Genomic DNA, 21,312 nt, shown 5'->3' with positions numbered 1-21,312 from the left:
CTCAGCACACCCCCATGAGCAGGCTCTTGTCCGCCGCGTTCACATGCTCGGCGAAGACGAACGGCGCCCGCGTGCGGACCTGCGGGATCTGGTCGGCGGCGCCGCGCTCCTCGGCGCAGAAGCGGCACACGTACCAGTACAGCCGGTCGGGGTGGTCCTCGATCAGCTCGCGGACGAGGCGGGCGGTGGAGGGGTGCTCGCGCCCCAGGTCGGTGTAGTCGCGCGGTTTGGTGTCGCCGAGGGCCGCGCCGGTCAGCCGGGTGGCGTCGCCGCAGGTCCAGATCTGCACCCGGGCGCCCCGGCGCAGCAGCGCGGCCGCCAGCCGCAGCGCCGAGGTGACCAGGTCGGTCTGGTGGGGCGCGCCGAAGAGGTTGAGCAGTACATCGGTACGGGGGACGGGCCTGGGCATCAGTGCCACACCGCCCTGATCCGCGGCTCCAGCAGCTTGGCGGCCACGTCGTCCATCTCCACCAGCCGTGCCCGGGGCGTCAGATCGGCGGCGGGCAGGGCGCGCTGGGCGGCGGAGAAGGTGTCCACCCACAGTTCGCCGCCGTCGCCCAGGAACGTCTCGATGCCCGGGGCGGTGCCGGGGACGGCGGCGGTCACGCCGTTCTCCACGAGGAACAGCACCACCTGGTGGCCGTCCCTGGCCAGCCGCGCGGCATCGCCGAGGAACCGCTCACAGGCGGGTCCGGTCTGCGGCCCGCCGCTCTCGATCAGCAGATGGGCCGTCATGTCAGCAGCTCACCGCCGTCCACGCCGATCACATTGCCGGTGATCCAGGAGGAGTCGGTGCGCGAGAGCAGCGAGACCGCCTCGGCGACGTCCTCGGGCCGGGTCAGCCGCCGGTGCGGATTGAGGTCCCGGGCGTGGGCGGCGAGCCGGTCGCTGCCGGGGATGCGCTCCATGGACGGGGTCGGGGTGACCCCGGCGCGCAGCGCGTTGACGGCGATGCCGGAGGGGGCGAGCTCCAGGGCGAGCTGGCGTACGTGGGACTCCAGGGCGGCCTTGGCGGCGGAGACGGCGCCGTAGTGGGGCATCACCCTGGCGCCCCCGGCGCTGGTCATCGCGTACACCTTGGCGCCCTGGCGCAGCAGCCCCGCGGTGAACAGGTCCTGGGTCCAGTAGACGAGCGAGTGCGCCATCACATCGAGCGTCATGTTCATCTGGCGGGCGGTCAGGCTGTCCTCGCCCTCGGCGCCGACGTACGGCAGCAGGGTGCCGAAGGCGAGGGAGTGCACCACGATCCGGATGCCCGTACCGCCGGTCAGCTCCTCGAACCGGGGCAGCAGCTCCTCGCGGGTGCGGGCGGAGGCGGCGTTGGCGTTGAAGAAGTGGGCCTCGACGCCCCGGCCGCGCATCTCCTCCCGGGCGACGGCGGCCTTCTCCTGGCCGTCGGTGGTGTCGAAGTGGACGCCGAGGATGTGGACGCCCTCGCGGGCCAGTTCATGGGCGATGGCCAGGCCCATACCGCTGGAGGCGCCCAGGACCAGGCACCAGGAACCTTCGAGACGGGTGATCATCGGTCGCTCGCCCTCCGTCGTCCGCTCATCGGCTGCTCGCTTCCGGCGCCCGCGTCGGCTTCGGCGGGCGCGCCCGGCATGACGCCCGCATCGGTCCCGGCGGGCGCGCCCGGCACGGCGTTCGCGTCGCCGGGGGTGATCAGGCAGACGGCGGCGTTCCCCTCGGCCGCCGCGGTGACCACGGCGTGGGGGTGGCCGTCCGGGGCGGCGAGGGCGGCGGCCACGCGTGCCACCGGCTCCAGGGCGCCCGCGCCCGCCGGGACCCGCTCGGGCTTCCCCGCCAGGGCCCGCCCGCCCAGCGCCTTCTCGTCCAGCGCCGCCGCCATGGCCTCGCCGACCGGGGAGCCGTCGAGGACGGCGGTGACGGCCAGCGGCCGGTCCGGCCGGTGGCCGAGGGCGTCCAGCGCGTCCCGCAGCAGCGCCGCGGCGTGCTCGGCCCCCTCGGCGGAGGCGGCCGCCTTCGGCGGCAGGAAGAACGAGCGGACGCCCACCCGGCCCAGCGCCGCCACTCCCCGGCTCCGGGCGGCCGGTTCGGGCTCCAGCACCAGCGCGACGGCTCCGGCCTCCGAGGTGTCCGCCCCCGGCTCGCCGTCGGGCAGCGCCTCCTCGGTGGCACCGGCCAGCAGCCGCCGGGCCCGGCCGGTGGCGAGGGCGCGCTGGCCGGTCTGGAGCGCCTCCAGGCCCGCGACCCGGGGGCTGGTGAAGGTGAGGTTGAAGCCCTTGAGGTCGTGTTCGGTGGCCAGCCGGCTGCCGAAGAGGTTGATGGAGAAGTAGGGCGCGGTGACCGGGGACAGGTCGGCCGCCCCGGTGGCCGTGACCGTACGGTCCATCGTGTGGTGCAGGGCGACGGCCGCGCTGTTGGTGCCCACCGCGGCGCCCCGCTCCTCGGGCCCGACCGCCTCCAGGGCGTCCGGCCCCGCCTGGGCCAGCGCGCGCTTGGCCGCGGCGAGGAAGTACTGGGAGGCGGCGGGCAGGTACTTGTAGCCGTGGCGGCCGAGCGCCGTACGGAAGTCGAAGCCGTCCGCGCCCACGGTGCCGATACCCGTCACCACCAGGCCGACGGCCGGTTCGTCGCGCGCTGCCTCCTTGTTCGCTTCTCCGCCCGCGCGGCGCGGAGGCGCGGCTTTCGTCGCCATCCGCGGCCCGGCGGCCGCACGTGCGTCGCTCACGCGGCGGCCTCCCCGAAGACGAGCGAGATGTTGTTGCCCCCGAAGGCGTAGGCGTTGACCAGCCCGTACGCCCCGGTCATGGGCGCGGAGCCGGACGGCAGCGGCACCGCGCACTCCGGGTCCCGCTCGCCGACCGGCACGTTCGGCGGCAGCGTCCTGTGGTGCAGCACCAAGCTGGCGGCCAGCGCGGCGAAGGCGCCCGCCGCGCCGCCCGTGTGCCCGATGAGCGCCTTGACGCTGTAGAGGGGCGTACGGGGGGTCAGCGCGTCCAGTACCCGGCTCTCCACCACGTCGTTGAGCTCGGTGCCGGTGCCGTGCGGGATCACGAACCCCAGCCCGCCCGACTCGGCCCCGGACCCGGCCCCGGACTCGGATCCGGTCCCGGCCCCCGCCTCCCGCAGCGCCTCGCGCATCGCGCGCTCGATCTGCTCTCCGGAGGGCTCGGGGGCGGTCGCGTGGTAGGCGTCGCAGCTCCAGCCGGCGCCCGCCAGACGGCCGTAGACGGTACGCGCGCCGCGCGCGCGGGCGTGCGTGGCGGACTCCAGGACGAGCACGGCGGCACCCTCGCCGAAGACGGTGCCCTGCCGCTCGACGGCGAACGGGCGGCAGCGCTCGGGGTCGATGGCGCCCAGCCGGTTGAAGCAGGCCAGGGCGACCCGGGAGTACGCCTCGGCGCCGCCCGCGATGACCACGTCGGCCTCGCCGGAGCGGATCAGATCGGCGCCCACCGAGAGCGCGTAGCCGCTGGCGGCGCACGCGTTGCTGACGCAGGTGTTGACGCCCTGGGCGCCGAACCACCCGCCGACCACCGAGGCCAGCGGGAAGGGGGGCGCCCAGCGGCCGGATGCCGGGGCCTCGCCGGTCCACCAGCCCTCGTGCAGATCCGTGTCGCCCATACCGGTGCTGAGGGCGACGGCCACCCGGCGCGGATCGAGCCCGCCGCCCGCGGCGTACGGCCCCGCGGCGTACGACCCCATGGCGTACGGCCCCGTACCCGGCCCGGCCCCCGGCCCCGGCACCCCGGAGGCCCCCGGCAGCGCGGCGAGCCCCGCGTCGGCGACCGCCTCGCGCGCCGCCGCGAGCGCGAACCGCGAGCCGCGCCCGAGCGGCAGCCCGTCCTGCTCCTCGGGCCCGTCCGGAAGGTCGGCCTCCGGCACCAGGTACATCAGCGGATGGTCCATATGGGCGAGCGGATCGGGGACCCGCGACGGCGCGGTGCCCGCCTTGTGCATCCCGCGCCAGAAGGCGGCGACGCCCGCGCCCAGCGGGGACAGCGCGCCGAGGCCGGTGACCAGTACGTCGTCCATCAGGTGCCGCTCTGTTCTCCGCCGAGCGCGTCCAGCACCCGCCGGTCGAAGGGGACCAGCCGCCAGTCGCTGCGGCTGTCGATCACCGCGTAGCCGTGGGTGATCCGGCCGGTGGCGGTGAGGGTGAGCGCGCCGTCGCGGACCACGAAGCAGTCCATCCGGGCGGTGTAGGTGAGGTCCTTGAAGATCTCCTCGACCGTGTAGACGGAGTAGAGGTCCTCCTCCATCACCGCCTCGTCGATGACGCGCACCGAGGACTGGGGGACGACCGGTATCCATTTGCGGTCGTCCAGCAGGGTCTTGATGGAGATGCCGCGGTCGAGGACGAAGCGGTCCTTGGCCTCCTCCAGCAGCCGCAGATAGCCGGACATCTGGAGCCGCTCGGTGAAGTGGCAGTAGGGGTACGGGATGTTCCACTTCCAGGCGTACGCGTTGCGGCCCGCGGTCAGCGACGCCAGGACGGCGGCCTCGTCCCCGTCCGCCAGCACCATCCGGACCGGCGCCAGCTCGCCCGGGCGCGCCTCGGCCCCCAGCCGGTCCACCACGAAGGGCGCGAACTCGGCGGGGGGTTCGCCGGCCTCCGGCAGATAGGTGTCGGCGCGCAGCGAGACCCGCACCTTGGCGGCCACGGCCTTGAGGACCGAGCCGTCGCGCTCCACCCGGAGGGTCACCCGGAAGCCGAGGGTGCGGTCGTCGTCCTCGGTGTCCGGCACCACCTCGGCCTCGGCCACGTCGTCCATGTGGAAGGCGTGCAGGATGCGGGTCTCCAGGGCGACGATGTCCAGCCCGAGACCGTGCTCCTCGTACAGCCGCCGGGCGGGCGCACCGGAATCCGCGAAGTGCACCAGCACGGCTTCCTCGACGAGGTAGTTGACGTGTTTGAAGCCGATCCAGGTGCAGATGTTCGACCCCTCGTAGCGCGGGCGCAGCCGGACGGTGGTGACGTCCGTCAGCAGGGCTTTGGTCGACATCGGCGGGGCGGCGGCGGTCATCGGGAACACTCCATGGAGATAAGGGGGGCACGTGCGGGGTGCGGGGGGCGCCGGTCGGGCGTGGGGCGCAGCAGCAGTCCGGCCACGGCGTCCGCGGTGTCGTCCCCGCTGGTGATCAGCGCCTGGCGGAACGCGGGCACCGGGTCCGGCGCGGCCCCGGGACCGGCGGCCCCGAAAGCGCTCCCGGCTCCCGCTCCCGCTCCCGCCCCCGCCCCCGCTGCCGCTTCCGGATCGGCTCCGGCCCCCGCCCCGGCGCGGGCCAGCCAGCCGACGGCCGCCGCGCACTGGAGCACCCCGAGGGCCCCGGAGGCCCGGCCCACCGCATCGGTGACGTCGTAGCGCGGCACGGCCCCCGGCACCGGCACGGCCCCGGCGGGCCCCTCGGCGTAACGCTCGGGGGTGAACCAGACGCCGGGGGCGGCGCCGTCGGGCAGCAGGGCCTCGACGCAGCCGCCGAGCCCGGCCCGCCGTTCGTACGGCCCGAGGGCGGCGACGGCTCGCGCCCCCCGGGCCTCGGCCCAGCGCGCCCCCTCGACGACGATGGCGGCCGCGCCGTCCAGCAGTTCACCGGCGGACCGGCCGAGCAGATCCTCCACGACGGCGTTGTGGGTCTCCACGCCGATCACCACCGCGCGCCGGACCCGGCCCGCGGCGACCAGCGTGGCGCCCCAGTGCACGGCGTCCAGGCCGGAGGTCGCCCCGTTGCACAGCATCAGGTTGGGGCCGCGCAGCCCGTGGCGGATGGCCACCCAGGAGGCGATCACATTGCTGGAGGCGTTCGGCAGGCTCATGGGGCTGAGGTCCACGGCCGACCGCTCGGCGATGGCGGCGGCGGTGAGGCAGGCGGTGTCGAGGTTGCCCAGGTTGGAGCTGGCGACCACGCCGATGGTGTCGCCGGGCACGGTCACCTCCTCGCCGTCGGAGGGGATCAGCCCGGCGTTCCGCAGCGCCTCCAGCGCGGCGCACAGCGCCAGCCGGGTGGCCCGGTCCTTGTAGCGGTGGCCCCGGCGGCCGATCCGGGCGGCGGTGTCGAACGGTTCGGGGGCGGGCCCGGTGACGGGGCAGGCGGTGCGGCGCAGCAGCGCCTCGGGGGTGCCGGCCTCGGGGACGGCCAGGCCGACGCCGGTGACGACGACTTCGCCGGGGCCTCGCGTCATCGGCCGGCCCTCTCGACGATGGCGACCGCGTTGACCCCGCCGAAGCCGAACGCGTCGATCTGCGCGACCCGCAGATCCCCGTCCTCCCGCGCCTCCTCCCGGACGAAGCGGAACGCCTCGGCCTCGGGCAGCGGTTCGGCCAGGCCCAGAGTGGGCGGCACCCGGCCGGAGGCCAGGGACTCCAGCGCGACGATGAGGCTGAGCAGCCCGGAGCCGCCCGAGGTGTGGCCGGTCATGCACTTTATGGCGGTCATCAGGGGCCCGCTGACCTCGCGGCCGAAGACCTCGGCGATGGCGGCCGCCTCGGCGGCGTCGTTCAGCTGGGTGCCGGTCCCGTGCAGCAGCACCAGGTCGATGTCGCCGGGTTTGACGTCCGCCCGCCACTGCGCCTCGTACACCGCCCGCGCGATGCCCTGGGGGTCGGGGGCGGTCACATGGTTCGCGTCGCAGTTCATGCTGACGGCGCGCACCCGGCCGAGCGCGCGGCCCTCGGCGCCGGGCTCCTCCCGGCGCAGCACCACGGCGGCCGCGCCGTCGCCCATGAGCACCCCGCGGCGGTCCCGGTCGAACGGCCGGACGCGGTCGGGGGGTTCGCTGTTGACGCGGTCCAGCAGCCCGTACATCGACTCGGTGAGGGTGTCGACTCCGGCCACCACGACAGTGTCCTCGGCGCCCGTGGCCAGCAGGTCGGCGGCGAGTGCGAGCGCGTAGAGGGAGGCCGAGCAGGCCCCCGAGAAGGTGTGGGTGCGGACCGCGCCGAAACGTTCGCGCAGCGCGGTACCGAAGTGCAGCCGACCGATGTCGAAAGGGGTGCCGTCGCGCCACGCGAGCTCGGCCGAACGCAGTTCCCGCAGCCCGGTGCCGATGAGGACGGGCACCTCGCTCAGGTCCTCGCCGAGCCCCGCCTGGGCCGCGGCCTCGCCGACCGCGCGCAGCAGCCAGTCGGTGGCGCGGCCCGGGAGGTCGGTGCCGGGCGCGGGGCGGTCGTCGATCTCGTAGGCGTGCCGGGTCCGGTACCGCTCCCGGTCGAAGCCGCGCAGTTCGCCGAGTCCGCTGGTGCCCGCGCACAGGGCCCGGAAGACCTCGTCGACGCCGTCGCCCACGCTCGCCACCGCGCCCGCGCCCGTCACCAGCTGGCTCATGACCAGTCCGCTCGGGCCTTGCCGAAGATGACGACGGCGTTGTTGCCGCCGAAGGCCAGCCCGTTGTTCTGGACCACCTTCAGGTCCGCTGTCACGGCCTGGTTGGGGACACAGTCCAGACCGCACTCGGGGTCGGTGTGGTCATGGTTGATGGTCGGCGGGATGAAGCCCTCGGTGAGCGCGAGGGAGCAGGCGATCGAGGCCAGGGCCCCGGCGGCGCCCATGGAATGGCCGATCATCGACTTGATGGAGACCGTGCGCGGCGGGGCGGTGTCCCCGAAGACCTGGCGGATGGCGCGGGCCTCGGTGATGTCGTTGGCCTTGGTGCCGGTGCCGTGCGCGGAGATGAAGTCGACCTCGTCCGGCTTGACCCGGGCGTTCTCCAGGGCGAGCCGCATACAGCGGACCACGCTGTCCTGGTTGGGGGCCACGGGGTGGTCCGCGTCGCAGTTGAGGCCGTAGCCGAGCACCTCGGCGTAGATACGGGCGCCGCGGGCCAGCGCCGACTCCAGGCTCTCCAGCACCAGGATGCCCGCGCCCTCGCCGGTCAGGATGCCCTTGCGGTCCTTGTCGAAGGGCTGACAGCGCTCGGGGGCGATGGTGCCCAGGCGGTAGAAGCCGGTGAAGGTCTTGCGGCACAGCGCGTCGGCCCCGCCGCACAGCGCCACGTCCACGTCCCCGCCGCGGATGGCGTCGTAGCCGTAGCCGACCGCGTAGTTCCCGGCGGCGCACGCGGTGGGGAGGGTGACCGCCTCGGCGCGGGTGAGGCCGAACTCCTGGGCGATCGAGCTCGACAGCCGTCCCGCGGGCACCCGCCGGGCGACCGTGGGATCCATCCGCTCGGGCCCCAGGTCCACTTCCTCCTCGACCAGATGGTCCAGGTCCCTGGACTCGCCGTCGGTCGTGCCGACGGAGATCAGACAGGGGATGTCGCGCAGCGCGCTCTCCGGCTCGGGGAATCCGGCGTCGGCCACCGCCATACGGGCCGCCGCGACCGAGAACCGGCTCGCCCGGCCCAGCGTCCGCACATCGAGATTTCGAATCCACCGGTCCGGCTCGAAATCCTTGACCTCACACGCCGTAGAGCGGTCGAAGCCCTCCGTGTCGAACGCGGTGATGGGCCCCGCCGCGCTCTTCCCGGCGCGCAGTCCGGCGAGGAATTCCGCCGCGCCGATGCCGATGCCGGACACCGCCCCGAGGCCGGTGACAACGACCCTACGACCCGGCTCACCACGCATTTCGCCCTGCCTTCCGAGGAGTCCGCCAGGATCCGGCGGTCACCAGCCCGCCGCGTCGGAGACAACCTCATAGACGCCCCGGAGGTTTACCATCCGGCTGAGTTCGGACTGGTCTATGACAATGTTGAAGGTTTTCTCCAATGCCGCGAGTATTTCAATGGCACGCAGTGAATCCGCGTCATGCTCTTCTTTGAAGAGACTGGTCTCGGTGACCTCGTCGGGGTCGATCTCAAGAATATCGGTGACGATTTCCTTGATGGTTTCACGACGCTCTTCGACGATGGCGGTCATTACCGCGCACCTCCATTTTCGGGCATGGGCAAAGCGACGAAGCTTCCGCTGACGCTAGGCGCCGGTCCGGGAGGGGACAACCCCAGAGTCCACTAGCTGTCACGCACCCGATGAACACCAGCGTTCGACTAGTCGGCGTGTCATAAAGCTGCAGACGGCAGCCGGTTACCCCGCGGTCAGAAGATGGAATCTGCAGGAAGCTGCCAGGTCGCCGGTGGACAGAAGCGTGCCAATAACGTTCAAACCGCCAACAACCCGGCTGCCTTCCCGGTGCGACGGCCCGCCCCAGGGTCCTTCTGACGGACCCTAGTCGGGGTCGGACTCCATCAGCCCGGCGCGCACGGCGCGCACTCCGGCCTGGAACCGCGATTCGACTTGCAGGTCCCGCATGATGTCGGCCACATAGCGACGGTAGGTACGCACCGAAAGGCCGAGTTTGCGCGCCGCGGCGTCGTCCTTGTAGCCCTCCGCCATCAGCGTCAGCACCTCGCGCAGCACCCGGCCGCGCGCACCGCCCTCGAACGACAGCGGCCGCATCGGGCGCTGAGCCGTGTCCCACATGCCGCACAGCAGTTGGTGCAGCATATCGGCCACCGTCGAGTTCTGGATCATCGAGGCGTGGGAGCCGCCGGGCTCGCCCGGCGAGGCGTCGGGCGCGATGACCGCCGCGCCGTCCACGACCACCAACTCCTGCCGCACCCCTTCGAAGACGCGCACCTCCAGGCGCGTCACGGTGCCCACCGAACGCTGCCACGCCGCGCCCCGGATGACCGCCGGCGGGCACAGCATCCGGGTCCTGACCCCCTTGCCCGCCAGCTGGGCGAGCGTCTGCCCGACGAGCCGGGCGTGGTCCTCGCCCATGACCTCCGGCAGACTCCAGATCACATCCCGCTCGGCGCGCAGCACCAGCCGCGCCACCCACCCGGCCACGGCCTCCCCGTCCACCGGCAGTTCGGCGGACGCCGAGGCCAGCGCGGAGCGGCGGTGGTGGTGCACGGCGGACTCCAGGAGGCGTAACGCCTGGCCCAGAGTCTCCTCCAGGTTGTCAGAACCCATGTCCGGCTCCGTTCGAACCGCGCCCCCCGTGCCCACCTCCCCGTCAAATCCGTCAATAGGCACTCGCCCATTTGGTTGAATTCCGAAATGGCTCAAAGGACACCCCCGTTCCCTTTCCGGGAACACTAACGAGCCCCCTGGCACACGGCAAGGAAGATCGCTCCTTATGGGGCACTTCCCGCCGGGAAATACCCTCGCGTTCCGGCCACGACACCTCCCCGTGCCGGCAAGGGGCTGCGCCTCCGCTCGACGGATTGGTAACTTCCTCTGGAGCCAGCACGCCATCCCTAGCCATACGACGCGGACCCCCCACCATGCCTTGGGTCCCGAAAGGCGCCGCCCCCATGGCTGCACAGAACACCGCGACCACTGATGCCAACCAGGCCGGTCCTTCGGACTCCCCCACCGGTCGCCAATGGCTCGCGCTTTCGGTGCTCGTCCTGTCCCAACTCGCGGTGTGGCTGGACAACACCGTGCTGAACGTCGCCCTCAAGACCCTGGCCGACCCCACCGAGGGGCTCGGCGCCAGCCCCAATCAGCTCCAGTGGAGCATCAGTTCCTACACCCTGGTCTTCGCGGTGCTGCTGTTCACCGGCGGGGTGCTCGCCGACCGCTACGGCCACCGCCGCTTACTCCTCACCGGCATGGTGCTCTTCGGCGCGGCCTCCGTCTGGGCCGCCTACTCCGGCTCGGCCACCGAACTGATCGTGGCCCGCGGCGCGATGGGCATCGGCAGCGCCCTGATCATGCCCGCGACCCTCGCCCTGATCGCCCAGGTCTTCGACGAGCGGCACCGGGCCACCGCCATCGCCATCTGGTCGGGTTCCAGTGCCATCGCGATCGCCACCGGGCCGATGCTCAGTGGAGTGCTGCTCGACCACTTCTGGTGGGGTTCGGTCTTCCTGGTGAACGTGCCGATCGTGGTGGCGTGCGTGGCCGGATCGTTCGTGTTCCTGCCCGGTGTGGTGACCCGGGTGCGGCAGAAGTTCGACCCGCTGGGCGTGGTGCTCTCCACCGCCGGGCTCTTCGCCATCGTCTGGGGCGTCATCGAGGGCGGCCACCGCAACGACTGGACCGACCCGGCCATCGTCGGCGCGCTGGCCGGGGGTGTGCTGCTGGTCGCGGTCTTCGTGCTCGTCGAACTGCGCGTCGCCAACCCCAGCTTCGATGTCCGGCTCTTCCGCGACATCCGCTTCACCGGCGCCAGCGTCGCCGTCATGCTCACGTTCTTCGGGCTCAACGGCTCGATGTACTACACCAGCTTCTACCTCCAGGGCGTCCACGGCCAGACCCCGCTGGAGTGCGGTCTCTCCATCGCCCCGGTCGCCCTCGGCGTGCTGCTGGGCGCCCCGCTCTCGGCCAAGCTCGTACGGGCCTACGGGGTGGGCCCGGTCGTCACCGCGGCCATGCTGATCGCCACCTCCGGATTCGTCGCCTACGTATTCCTCGACGAGCACAGCGGACTGCCGCTGTTCTGGGTCTTCCTCATCCTCCAGGGCCTGGGCATGGGCGCGGCCGTCGCCCCCACCACCGAGGCCATCATGGCGATCCTCCCCGCCGACCGGACCGGCGCGGGCTCCGCCGTCAACAACTCGCTGCGGCAGATCGGCGGGGTCCTCGGAGTGGCGGTCCTCGGCTCGGTCCTGGTCAGCGTCTACCGCGACCGGGTCACCCCGCGCCTGAACGGACTGCCGTCCCGTGCCGCCGACGGCGCCGCGGAGTCGCCCGAGGCCACCCGGCTGCTCGGCGCGAAGATGCGGCTGCCCCGGCTGTCGGACATCGCCGACCAGGGGTTCGTCCACGCCATGCACGTGGCCTCCGTCGTCGGCGCGGCCGCCGCCGCGGCCGGAGCCCTGATCGTCTGGTGGGGCTTCCGCAAGACATCTTCCGGAGCACGATCCAGCATGTGATCCTTCTTCCTTGCCACCCCCGTCGCCCCGGCATAGCCTCCCGGCACAACATCCGTAAACGGGGAAGGCAGTTCACATGCGGACAGCTGTCATCACGGCGGCAGGCCAGGTGGAGACCAGAGAGATACCCGTCCCCGACATCGGTGACTCCGAGGTGCTGGTACGCATCGCGGCCTGCGGCATCTGCACCATGGAGGCCAATCTCTACGCGGGGCGGATGACGGTCTACCCCGCCGCCGCCGGACATGAGATATCCGGCTGGGTCGAGCGGATCGGCGCCAAGGCCGCCACGCTGGAGGACATGCCCGCCGTCGGCTCCCTCGTCGCCCTCGACGGACTGCCGCGCTGCGGCGCCTGCCGCAGCTGCCGGCGCGGCCAGACCGCCATCTGCGTCGCGCTCCAGGGGCACAAGCGGGAGGACGGCGCGATCACCATGGGCGCGGGGCTCGCCGAGTACATCGCCCTGCCCGCCTCCCGGGTGTGGTCGGTCGGCGACGCCGACCCCGCCGTCGCCGCCATGGGCGAGCCGCTGGCCTGTGTGGTCCACTCGCTGCGCCGCGGCGGCTTCCGCGCCGGGGACCGGGTCACCGTCATCGGCGCCGGCTACATGGGCCATCTCCACCTCGCCGTCGCCACGCGCCTCCAGGCCCGCGGCGTCGCGGTGGTCGAACGCGACGAGCAGCGGCTGGCCGCCATCGCGGCGGCGGGCGCCGGCGCGGCCGTCACCCCCGAGGACGTCGGCCAACTGCCGCCCGCCGACGTGGTCTTCGTGACCATCGCCTCCAAGGAGGCCATCGCCACGGCGCTCGCCGCGGTCGCCGACGGCGGCACCATCGTCCTCTACGGCGGCGGCCCCGGCGGCCCGCCCGCCGAACTCCCCGGCTATGAGGTGCACCGCCGCCAGCTGACCGTCACCGGCTCCTTCAGCCATGAGCCGGACGACTGGCGCGCCGCCGCCGAACTGCTGCGCGGCGGGGAGCTGTCCGGGCGGCTGGAGACGCTGGTCACGGCACGCTACTCGCTGGACGAGGTCGAGAAGGCGCTCAAGCAGGCCGCGGAGACGCCCGTCTACCGCGTCGTCGTCACGCCGTAGCCGCGCGCGGCGCCCCTCCGCGGCGCTGCCGCACAGCGCTTTCGCTCGAACCGCCAAGAGAGCCGCACAGCGCTTTCGCCCGAACCGCCAAGAGAAAGGATTCCCCTCCGTGTCCCTGCGCGTAGGCGTCCAACTCCACCCCCAGCACACCGGAATCGCCGAGCTGCGCACCGCGTGGCGGGAGGCCGACGCCATCGGGGTCGACTCGCTGTGGACCTGGGACCACTTCCTGCCGCACACCGGCGACCCCGCCGGGCGCCACTTCGAGTGCTGGTCGCTGCTGTCCGCGATGGCGGTCGACACCCAGCGGGCCACCATCGGGCCGCTGGTGAGCTGCACCGCGTTCCGCAATCCGCATCTGCTGGCTGACATGGCCCGCACTGTCGACCAGCTCAGCGGCGGGCGGCTGGTGCTGGGGCTTGGCGCGGGCTGGTTCGAGGCCGAGCACGCCGAGTACGGGCTGCCCTTCCCCGGACCGGCCGGGCGGATGGACGCCTTCGCCGCGTCCGTCACCGCCGTCAAGGAGCGGCTGGCCAAGCTCAACCCCGGCCCCGCGGGCCCGCTTCCGCTGCTGATCGGCGGCGCCGGGCGGCGGCGCACCCTGGAGCTGGTGGCCCGCGAGGCCGACTGGTGGAACTGGTACGGCTGGGCCTCCGAGGACCCGGTCGCCGAGTTCCGCGAGCTGAGCGGGGTGCTGGACGAGTGGTGCGAACGGGTCGGCCGGGACCCGGGCGCGGTGGCCCGTACGGTGATGGTCAACCCGGATCAGCTGCCGCTGGTCGAGGGGTTCGCCGAGGCCGGGGCGGTCCATGTGGTGCTCTCCCTCCCGGCCCCGTACGACCTGCGCAGGGTCGAGGAGCTGCTCAAGGTGCGGGCCGCGCTCACCCCGTGACGGCCATACGCGCCACGGCGCCCCGTACGCCCCTGGGGCGCCGCTTCGGCCTGCTCATGGGCGCGCTGCTGCTCTCCAGTCTGGGCAACGGGCTGTGCTTCCCGTTCACCTCGATCTACATCAGCCAGTTGCTGGGGCTCGGCGGCCGGGCGGCGGGCGGCTACTTCATCGCGATGGCCGCGGCCAGCTTCGCCGCCGCCCTGGCCGGCGGGCCGCTGGCCGACCGGGGCAGCCCGCACCGGGTGGGCGCGCTGGGCGGCGCGGCGCTCGCGGTCGGGTACGCCCTGCTGGCACCCGCCGGTTCGGTGGCGCTGGTGCTCGCCTCGGGGGTGTGCGTCGGTGCGGGCTTCGGGCTCTTCTACGCCTCGATCGTGGGCATCGTGGACACCGCCGTCCCCGAGAGCGGCCGCCGCTCGGCCTTCGCCATCCGGCACATCGTCAACAACGCCGGGATCGGGCTGGGTTCGGTCGCGGCCGGGCTCGCGCTGCACGGCGCGGCCACCCCGGTGGGGGCGCTGCGTTGGCTGTACCTGGCCAACGGGCTGGCGGCGCTGCCGCTGATCGCGGTGATCCTGGGCGTACGGCCCCGGGCCGAGCCCACTACGGGGGGTCCGGCGGACCACGCGGCGGAGCCGCATACGGGGTCCAGGGGCGAAGCCCCTGGTAGCGGGAAGGGGCGGGGAGGGGATCGGACACCACCTAAGCCGTCCGGCGCCGGGCCGACCTATCGGACCCTGCTGCGGGCGCGCCCGATGGCGCTGCTGATCCTGGCCCAGGCGCTCTTCGCCATCGTCGGCTTCACCCAGATCGAGGCGACCGTACCGCTGCTGATGCACGACCGTATGGCGGTCACGCTGGGCTGGGTCAGCGCGGTGGTGGCGGCCAACTCCTTCGCCCTGATCGCCCTGCAGCCGCTGCTGCGCCGCCGGCTGGAACGGCTGCCGGAGACCGTGAGCCTGGCCGCCGGTCCGGTGCTGTGGACCGGGGCGTTCGGCTGCGGTCTGGGCGCGGCACTGGCCGGGGAGGCGGCCCCGGCCGCCGTGCGGTACGGGCTGCTGCTGGCCTTCGCGGTGATCTTCGCGGCGGGCGAGCTGATGTACTCCTCCGCCTTCTACCCGCTGCTGCTGCGCTGGTCGGGCGAGGCGGCGGTGGGCCGGGCGAGCGCCCTGGCGTCGCTGGCCTGGAACCTGGGTACCGCCTCCGGCCCACCGATCGGGCTGTTCGTCGTGGCCAACGCCTCGGCCACGGGCGGCTGGCTGGCCCTCGCGCTGGGCGCGGCGGCCGCGTTCACGGTGGCCGCCGCGCTGCACAGCCGGACGACGAACCCCTGACCGCCGTCCAGCGCGACTACGACTTGGGCAGATACGACGTGTCGTAGGCATCCTCAGGCGTGACGCTCTTCTCCAGGAGCCCCTGGTCGTACATGAAGTCGGCCATCCGGGTCCAGGTCTGCGGATCGATCACGCCCAGCTCGCCCTGGTCGTTCTTCATCAGCGGCGCCGTGGCCTTGAGCACCGCGCGAGCGTTGTTCTTCTGCTTCTCGCCGCGCAGTCCCGGTACGTACTTCTCGCTGAGCTTGATGGCCTCGTCCTGGTGGTCGATCGCATAGCGCAATCCGCGCAAAGACGCGTCGACGAACTTCTTGATGTCTTCGCCGCGCTTGTCGAGCGTCTTCTTCTTGGCGCCCAGACCCACGCCGACCAGCTGGTCCCCCGCCGAGCCCGAGTTGAGGGTTATCGACCGGACGGCCTTGCCCGCCTCCTTGAACGAGACGGCGTCATTGTTCAGATAGCCCATCACCCCCTCGACCTTGTTTCCGGTGAGGGCCGCCTGCTGGGTGAAGCCGATGTTCTGTACCTTGGCGTCCTTGGTGGAAAGGCCGCCCTCCTTCAGGAGCGCCAGCAAACCGAAATAGGTCTCGCCGAAGGCGCCGGGGGTGCCGATCTTCCGGCCCTTGAGGTCGGCGGGGGTCCGGATCTCGGATTCCTTGGGCACGATCAGCCCCACCGGGTATTTCTGGTAAAAGGTGGCGATGTCCACGACCGGCACATTCTTGGCGCGCGCCTGAAGCATCTCGTCGCCGCCCGCGTAGATCACATCTTCCTTGCCCGATGTGAGAGCCCCGAAGAGATCTTCGGCCGCGCCGTGGTGGCGCAGTTCCACATTGAGTCCGGCGTCCTTGTAGTAGCCCTTTTCGACGGCCACATAGAACGGCGAGAACTGGATGTTGGGGGTGTAGGTCAGCCCCACGGTGATGCTTGCGCCGCCCTTGGCCCCCGCGTTCTTCGGCTCCTCGGCGCATGAGGTCAAAGTGGTCAGTGCCACCACCGAGGCGAGGGCGGCCGCGCCGGTGACCCGATGTCTGTGAGCACGCCGCATGGACGTCTGCACGAAACGCACGTACTTCTCCTCTTGGGTGAAAGTTGTCAGTCGCGCTGAACGAGCCGCTCGACCAGGCGGACCACTCCGTACGAGACGGCGGCGAGAAGGCCGAGCATGACGAGCGTCGAGAACAGTCCGATGGTGTCGGCCTCCTGGCGCTGCACCGACAGCAGCTGCCCCAGTCCGTCGCCGCCCATCACGAATTCGCCGACGACCGCGCCGGTGATGGAGAGCGTGAGGCCGTTGCGCACCCCCGCGAGGACGCTGGGCAGGGCGAGCGGAAGCTCGATGTACCAGAGCATCCCCCACCACCCCACCCCGTCCACCCGCGCGGCCCCCATCACATCGGGGTCCAGCGAACGCAGCCCCAGTACGGTGTTGACGAGGATGGGGAAGAAGACCAGCAGCGCGCAGAGGACCGCGATGGGCAGCAGTCCGTACCCGATCCACAGGGCCAGCAGGGGGGCCAGCGCCACCGCGGGCATGGCCTGCGAGGCGGCCACATACGGCTGGAGGGCCGCCGCGGCGATCTCGCTGCGGGCGATCAGATAGCCGAGCGGCAGCGCCACTCCGATGCCGATACCGCTGCCCGCCAGCGCCTCCCACACCGTCTCCTCGGTGTAGTCGACGAGATCACCGTGGAAGACGTCATCGAGGAATTGCCGCGCGAGGTCCAGCGGAGCCGGAAGATAGAACTCCGCAACGGCTCCGGTCCGGGTCACGACGTCCCAGACGACAAGCAGCAACAGCCCGAATACCAGCGGCGGCAGCACACTCCGGAACAGTGTTCCGCGCCGGTCGGCGAGAGCCGCCCCGGATGCCGCTCCGGTCATTTTCCGGACGGCCCCGGACCGCGGCTTCTCACCATTTCCGCCGCCGTCACCGGTCATTCGCGCATGTCCCGGTCGGGGTGAATGCGGCTCGTCCGCAGTCGACTCGCCGTCCGCGCCCGCCGTGGCGGTCGCGCCCCTTCCGTGCCCTTCGGTCATCCCCAAATCCCCTTGCATTACCGGCTGTTACCAGATCTCGGCACGCCCGCAGGCAACCTATCGCCAGCACGCTCCGGATCACAATGTCGATGGGGAAAACGAAATTATCATGTGGACGTATTTCCAAGGATGCCGAGCTCAGTGGCGCGCACCCCCGCCTGGAAACGGGAGTTGGCCTCCAGCAGCTCCAGGATCCCGGTGACATAGCGGCGGTACGTACGCACCGAGATCGCCAGGTCGCGGGCGGCGGCCTCGTCGGTGACCCCGTCGCGCAGCCGGGCCAGCACCCGGCGGACCATTTCGGTGCGGGCGCGGTTGCCGAAGTCGAGCGGGCGGGCGGCGGGCACGGCGCCGCCCCAGATGGAGCGGAACATGCCGTACAGGGTGGCCACCACCACCGGGTCCTCGATGACCGAGGTCTGCCGCCCCTCCTCGGCCTCGGTGCACACCAGGGCGGTCCGGCCGTCGGCGATCACCGCCGTGGGCAGCGGCACCGACGCGATCCGCACCTGCGCGGGGCGGGCGGCCGGGGCGGCACCGGGCGCCTCCGCGGGCGGCGCGGGCCCGGGGATGGGCCGCGGTGCGGGCCCCGACGGCGCCGCTCCGGCAGCGGGTCCGGAGGCGGGCCCGGCAGCGGCCCCGGAGGCGGGCCCGGTCGATCCGGGGCCAGGGGCGGATCTGCCGCGCAGCACCCGCACCCCGACCGGCTCGCCGAGGTCCGTGAGCAGCGCGCCGAGCGCGGCCTGCACCGGCGCCATCCGGGACGAGCACTCGGGGAAGACGGCGTCCACGCTCCGCCCGGCCTGGCCGATCACGTCCTCGGCGGCGGCGAGGAACGCGGCGTCCTCCACCCCCACCTCGGTGAACCGCGCGTCCCGGGCGCGCCGGGCGCGGTGCTGGATCACCGTGGACTCAATGAGGTCCCGTACCTCCCGTAGCGTCCCCTCCAGGCTGTCTCCCGCGAGCGCGGCCTCCGGTCCAGGATCGCGTCCGCGCTCCATCATGTCGATATTCCCGCACTTTCCGCCTCGTGACGTGGTCAAGGTCTCGAGCGCCGTTCAGTGACGGCTGGGCAGCAGCCCCATTTCCACCGCCCGCACCCCCGCCTGGAAGCGGGAGTTGGCCCCCAGTTCACGCATGATCTCCGCCACGTACCGGCGATAGGTGCGCAGGGAGACCTGCATCTGGCGCGCCGCCACCTCATCGGTGTGGCCGGTGCGCAGACACTCCAGGATCCGCCGTGCGGAGTCCGGGCACAACCGCCCGCCCAGCCGCGGATGGTCCGCGAGCGCCACGGCGTTCCCCCAGGTCCCGGCGAACATCATCTCCAGGGCCCGCACCGTGGCGGGGTCCTCGACGAGCGATGCCTGCCCCGGGCCCCGCCCCGGCTCCGACGGCCCCCTCCTGAGGTAGACCACCTCGCCGTCGATGAGCAGCGCCTCGGGTAACGCCGGCAGCCCGCCGTCGCAGATCCGGATCTCGCACCGCGGATCGGTGCGCGCCAGCGCCCGTACCGCCCCCGAGGCCAGCACCGGCTCCTCGCACAACAGCCGTACGACGACGGCGCGCCGGGCTCCCCTGGCCGGGCGGGCGAGCGCGGCGCAGACGGCCCGCGTCTGCTCCTCGTTGCCCGGCAGCACCACGCTGACGGTCCGCTCGGCGCAGTCGACCAGGGTGTCGACGACCTCGGCGAGCGGCACCTTCCCCAGAGCCGTCCCCGCCCAGGAGTCCTGGGCCAGCTCCCTTCGGTGCCGGGTGACCGTGGACTCGATCAGATCACGGGCGGCCAACAGCGCGTGTTCGACATAGTCGATGGCGCCCGACGAGGGAGTCTCCGTGCTCTCCGTGCTCATGGGAGAAGGCTCGGGCACCCTCACAAGACCAACCATGACTTCCCCTGCCGGGTGACAGTGACCTGGTTATGCGAATACCGGCCTGATTCTCGTCAATTTCCCTGCCCCGAAATGCGTGAGCAGCATTGTGCGAAATCCATGACGACACTAATTCGCGCACAGCGACCGCGTCAACGCGGGGCGTGAGGTAAAGAGTTGTCAAAACGGCGTGCGGCGGCGCGCGTCGTGCTGTCGGGCCGCCGATGCGCCGGGGGCGCGTGTCCACAAGTTACCGGCGAGTGCACCTTCCGGACCCGGGGAGACTACGGACCGCAGCGAATCGACGCCGTTCGGCGACGCGGCGTGGGGGCCAATGTCCGGTTACTGCCAACTCGGCACGGCCGATCGGCATCAGCCGAAGCTGATCGGCCCTTGGAAGTCCCGTCCCTGGATGACCGGGCCGGTGATACGGGCGTTGCCCCCGATGCTGTTGTGCACGGCCCCCGCCTCCCCGGCCGGCTCGCCGTGCTCACGCATCCAGGCCGCCAGGTCACGGCCGAACTCCGGGTCCTGACGGGCCCGTTCGACCACCAGATCGGCCAACTGGCGCAGCCGGACGCCGTCATCGTACGGAATCGCCACCGGATCCGGGCCACCCGGCTCCGGATCCGGCTCACCGGCCGGTTCGCCCTCGCCCCGCCGCAGCACCCTGCGGACCAGCGCGCCGAAGGAGTCCAGGGCCCGCCGCCCGGCCTCGCCGCCGGCGCCCGACACCGCCGCGTTGACCGCCGCGACCAGCGCACCCGTCGTCACCGGGTCCATGGCCCACCCCCTGCCCCATGTCTCGGCCCCACGCTACCGGCGCCGCTGGTCACGGTTCCACCGCTTCCGCTCACGGTTCCACCTCTTCCGCGCGGAGGGTGAACCAGACCGTCTTGCCGGTCGGGGTGAGATCCGTGCCCCAGTCATGGGCGGTCTTGCTCAGCAGGAACATCCCCCGGCCGCTCTCGGAGAGGAAGTCCGGCTCCTTGACGACCGGCAGCCCGGATTCGTTGTCGCTCACCGCCGCGTGGATTCCGTGCGGAAGGTTCTCCAGGGTGAGGACGCATTCGGGAGAGGCCGCGTGCTTGTGAACGTTGGACAGCAGTTCGGTGACGCACATACCCGCCGCGCTGATCAGTTCCTCACGCCCCCACAGCCGCAGTCGCGCCGCAACGGCGCGGCGTATGTCGGCGAGTATCCGCGGATGGGCACGGAGGCGCAGTTCGTATCGCTGCGAGATGTTCTCAGCCATATGCTCCGGGGCCCCTCCAAAGCACGACGCGCTGCCGTGTCCCCTAGCGATCCTGGCCTATGGAACGTCCCACTCGCAATGTTTCGACCCACTCGCCCAAGACTGGCATATGCCTGGCTGGTAGGCGTAGTTGGCAATACGACAGACTGGCGACATGTCCTACCAGCCAGTGCCCACCGTTCGGCGCAGGCGCCTGGGCTCCACGCTACGGAAACTGCGCACCGAAGCGGGGATGACACTGGACGCGGCGGCCGACGCACTCAATGCGGCCGCGAACGGATCGTCCGACGCCCGCCGCTGGACGGCGCCGAAACTCTCCCGGATCGAGAACGCCAACGCGACGATCCGCACCACCGAGGTCGAAACCCTGCTGAGGGCCTATGCCGTCACCGACCCGGGCACCCGCATAGCCCTGGAGGGACTGGCCAAGGACGCGGGCAAACGCGGCTGGTGGCAGACCTATCGCGGCGTCGTGGGCCCCGCCTACGCCGACTACATATCGCTGGAGAGCGACGCGGAGAGCGTCCGCGACTACGCCTCACTGGTCGTCCCCGGCCTGCTCCAGACCGCCGACTACGCCCGCGAGACCATCGCGGCGAACGCCGTGGCCCGCACCGCCTCCGAGGTCGACGCCCTCGCCGAGGTGCGCCTGGCCCGCCAGGCCGTCCTCACCCGCTCCTGCCACCCGCTGCGGCTGTGGGCCGTCATCCACGAGGCGGCGCTGCGCCGCAGGTTCACCGGCCGGCCCGACATCATGGCCGCTCAGCTGAAGCGGCTGCTGGACGTGGCGGACTGGCCCACGGTCACGCTCCAGGTGATGCCGATCGACGCGGCCCCCAACCCCGGGGACGCCGGAGCGTTCACACTCGTGGCCTTCCCGGGCCCCATGCCGGATGTGGTCACCCAGGAGAACCTGCGCGGCCCCACTTACGTCGAAGGAGTCGACGACGTCAACGTCTTCGCCGACGCCTTCGGCCATATCGCGGACCGCGCACTGTCCACGGATGCGACGAAGGCCCTTATCGCTGGTCTGGTATGAGAAAGA

Annotated in this window: 22 protein-coding genes; 5 read left to right on the top strand and 17 right to left on the bottom strand. The window is 72.2% G+C overall.

Translation table 11 applies throughout. The features are described from left to right. Window position 1 precedes the first annotated feature (1 nt). The 11 genes from JK364_RS42265 to JK364_RS42215 all read right to left on the bottom strand — a co-directional run bounded on the left by JK364_RS42265 (window position 2) and on the right by JK364_RS42215 (window position 9,875). Entirely contained in the window at window positions 2–409 is a 408-nt protein-coding gene (locus JK364_RS42265; protein WP_201856742.1) for a DsrE family protein, read from the bottom strand. Further along, window positions 409–735: a DsrE family protein gene (locus JK364_RS42260; RefSeq protein ID WP_201856741.1), complete on the bottom strand. Its 327-nt coding sequence runs from the start codon at window positions 733–735 to the stop codon at window positions 409–411. Before JK364_RS42260 ends, JK364_RS42265 begins: the two co-directional genes overlap by 1 nt. After that, window positions 732–1,523: an SDR family oxidoreductase gene (locus tag JK364_RS42255; RefSeq protein ID WP_201856740.1), complete on the bottom strand. Its 792-nt coding sequence runs from the start codon at window positions 1,521–1,523 to the stop codon at window positions 732–734. Before JK364_RS42255 ends, JK364_RS42260 begins: the two co-directional genes overlap by 4 nt. Then, complete coding sequence (locus JK364_RS42250; RefSeq protein WP_307841547.1) at window positions 1,520–2,692, bottom strand: beta-ketoacyl synthase N-terminal-like domain-containing protein; 1,173 nt, start codon at window positions 2,690–2,692, stop codon at window positions 1,520–1,522. The genes JK364_RS42255 and JK364_RS42250 overlap by 4 nt, the downstream gene beginning before the upstream one ends. Further along, a complete protein-coding gene (locus JK364_RS42245) occupies window positions 2,689–3,999 on the bottom strand; it encodes a beta-ketoacyl synthase N-terminal-like domain-containing protein (protein ID WP_201856739.1) in 1,311 nt (436 codons plus the stop codon). Before JK364_RS42245 ends, JK364_RS42250 begins: the two co-directional genes overlap by 4 nt. Beyond that, window positions 3,999–4,991 carry a hypothetical protein gene (locus JK364_RS42240; RefSeq protein ID WP_201856738.1) on the bottom strand — a complete coding sequence of 331 codons (993 nt, stop codon included), beginning with the start codon at window positions 4,989–4,991 and terminating at the stop codon, window positions 3,999–4,001. Before JK364_RS42240 ends, JK364_RS42245 begins: the two co-directional genes overlap by 1 nt. Further along, window positions 4,988–6,148 (bottom strand): beta-ketoacyl synthase N-terminal-like domain-containing protein, encoded by a 1,161-nt coding sequence (locus JK364_RS42235; protein ID WP_201856737.1) that lies wholly within the window; start codon window positions 6,146–6,148, stop codon window positions 4,988–4,990. Before JK364_RS42235 ends, JK364_RS42240 begins: the two co-directional genes overlap by 4 nt. Then, on the bottom strand, window positions 6,145–7,290 hold the full coding sequence (locus JK364_RS42230) for a beta-ketoacyl synthase N-terminal-like domain-containing protein (RefSeq protein WP_201856736.1): 1,146 nt from the start codon (window positions 7,288–7,290) through the stop codon (window positions 6,145–6,147). Before JK364_RS42230 ends, JK364_RS42235 begins: the two co-directional genes overlap by 4 nt. Continuing rightward, entirely contained in the window at window positions 7,287–8,528 is a 1,242-nt protein-coding gene (locus tag JK364_RS42225; protein WP_201856735.1) for a beta-ketoacyl-[acyl-carrier-protein] synthase family protein, read from the bottom strand. The genes JK364_RS42230 and JK364_RS42225 overlap by 4 nt, the downstream gene beginning before the upstream one ends. A gap of 39 nt (window positions 8,529–8,567) precedes the next feature. Further along, entirely contained in the window at window positions 8,568–8,819 is a 252-nt protein-coding gene (locus JK364_RS42220) for an acyl carrier protein (RefSeq protein WP_020871025.1), read from the bottom strand. A gap of 306 nt (window positions 8,820–9,125) precedes the next feature. Further along, entirely contained in the window at window positions 9,126–9,875 is a 750-nt protein-coding gene (locus JK364_RS42215) for a helix-turn-helix transcriptional regulator (protein ID WP_201856734.1), read from the bottom strand. A 344-nt stretch (window positions 9,876–10,219) separates the two neighbouring features. Between JK364_RS42215 and JK364_RS42210 the strand changes: the two genes are divergently transcribed. The 4 genes from JK364_RS42210 to JK364_RS42195 all read left to right on the top strand — a co-directional run bounded on the left by JK364_RS42210 (window position 10,220) and on the right by JK364_RS42195 (window position 15,101). Then, on the top strand, window positions 10,220–11,785 hold the full coding sequence (locus JK364_RS42210) for an MFS transporter (RefSeq protein WP_201856733.1): 1,566 nt from the start codon (window positions 10,220–10,222) through the stop codon (window positions 11,783–11,785). A gap of 76 nt (window positions 11,786–11,861) precedes the next feature. Next, complete coding sequence (locus JK364_RS42205; RefSeq protein ID WP_201856732.1) at window positions 11,862–12,878, top strand: zinc-dependent alcohol dehydrogenase; 1,017 nt, start codon at window positions 11,862–11,864, stop codon at window positions 12,876–12,878. A 109-nt stretch (window positions 12,879–12,987) separates the two neighbouring features. Continuing rightward, on the top strand, window positions 12,988–13,770 hold the full coding sequence (locus tag JK364_RS42200) for an LLM class F420-dependent oxidoreductase (protein WP_201856731.1): 783 nt from the start codon (window positions 12,988–12,990) through the stop codon (window positions 13,768–13,770). After that, complete coding sequence (locus JK364_RS42195; protein ID WP_307841546.1) at window positions 13,767–15,101, top strand: MFS transporter; 1,335 nt, start codon at window positions 13,767–13,769, stop codon at window positions 15,099–15,101. The genes JK364_RS42200 and JK364_RS42195 overlap by 4 nt, the downstream gene beginning before the upstream one ends. A gap of 16 nt (window positions 15,102–15,117) precedes the next feature. Here the strand turns inward: JK364_RS42195 and JK364_RS42190 are convergent, their stop codons facing one another. The 6 genes from JK364_RS42190 to JK364_RS42165 form a co-directional block, all read right to left on the bottom strand. Further along, window positions 15,118–16,170: an ABC transporter substrate-binding protein gene (locus tag JK364_RS42190; RefSeq protein ID WP_201856730.1), complete on the bottom strand. Its 1,053-nt coding sequence runs from the start codon at window positions 16,168–16,170 to the stop codon at window positions 15,118–15,120. A 26-nt stretch (window positions 16,171–16,196) separates the two neighbouring features. Further along, window positions 16,197–16,760 (bottom strand): ABC transporter permease, encoded by a 564-nt coding sequence (locus tag JK364_RS42185; protein WP_240813168.1) that lies wholly within the window; start codon window positions 16,758–16,760, stop codon window positions 16,197–16,199. 488 nt (window positions 16,761–17,248) lie between these two features. Further along, window positions 17,249–18,145, bottom strand: a complete 897-nt coding sequence (locus JK364_RS42180; protein WP_201856728.1) for a helix-turn-helix transcriptional regulator — start codon at window positions 18,143–18,145, stop codon at window positions 17,249–17,251. Window positions 18,146–18,199: 54 nt separating this feature from the next. Next, window positions 18,200–18,994 (bottom strand): helix-turn-helix transcriptional regulator, encoded by a 795-nt coding sequence (locus JK364_RS42175; RefSeq protein ID WP_230993304.1) that lies wholly within the window; start codon window positions 18,992–18,994, stop codon window positions 18,200–18,202. Window positions 18,995–19,384: 390 nt separating this feature from the next. Beyond that, window positions 19,385–19,795, bottom strand: a complete 411-nt coding sequence (locus tag JK364_RS42170; RefSeq protein WP_201856726.1) for a hypothetical protein — start codon at window positions 19,793–19,795, stop codon at window positions 19,385–19,387. 70 nt (window positions 19,796–19,865) lie between these two features. Beyond that, complete coding sequence (locus tag JK364_RS42165; protein WP_201856725.1) at window positions 19,866–20,267, bottom strand: ATP-binding protein; 402 nt, start codon at window positions 20,265–20,267, stop codon at window positions 19,866–19,868. A gap of 154 nt (window positions 20,268–20,421) precedes the next feature. Between JK364_RS42165 and JK364_RS42160 the strand changes: the two genes are divergently transcribed. After that, window positions 20,422–21,306, top strand: a complete 885-nt coding sequence (locus JK364_RS42160) for a DUF5753 domain-containing protein (protein ID WP_201856724.1) — start codon at window positions 20,422–20,424, stop codon at window positions 21,304–21,306. Window positions 21,307–21,312: the final 6 nt, after the last annotated feature.

The organism is Streptomyces endocoffeicus, from assembly GCF_016741935.1.
Lineage (GTDB): Bacteria > Actinomycetota > Actinomycetes > Streptomycetales > Streptomycetaceae > Streptomyces > Streptomyces endocoffeicus.
This window is presented reverse-complemented; position numbering and strand designations above follow the sequence as displayed.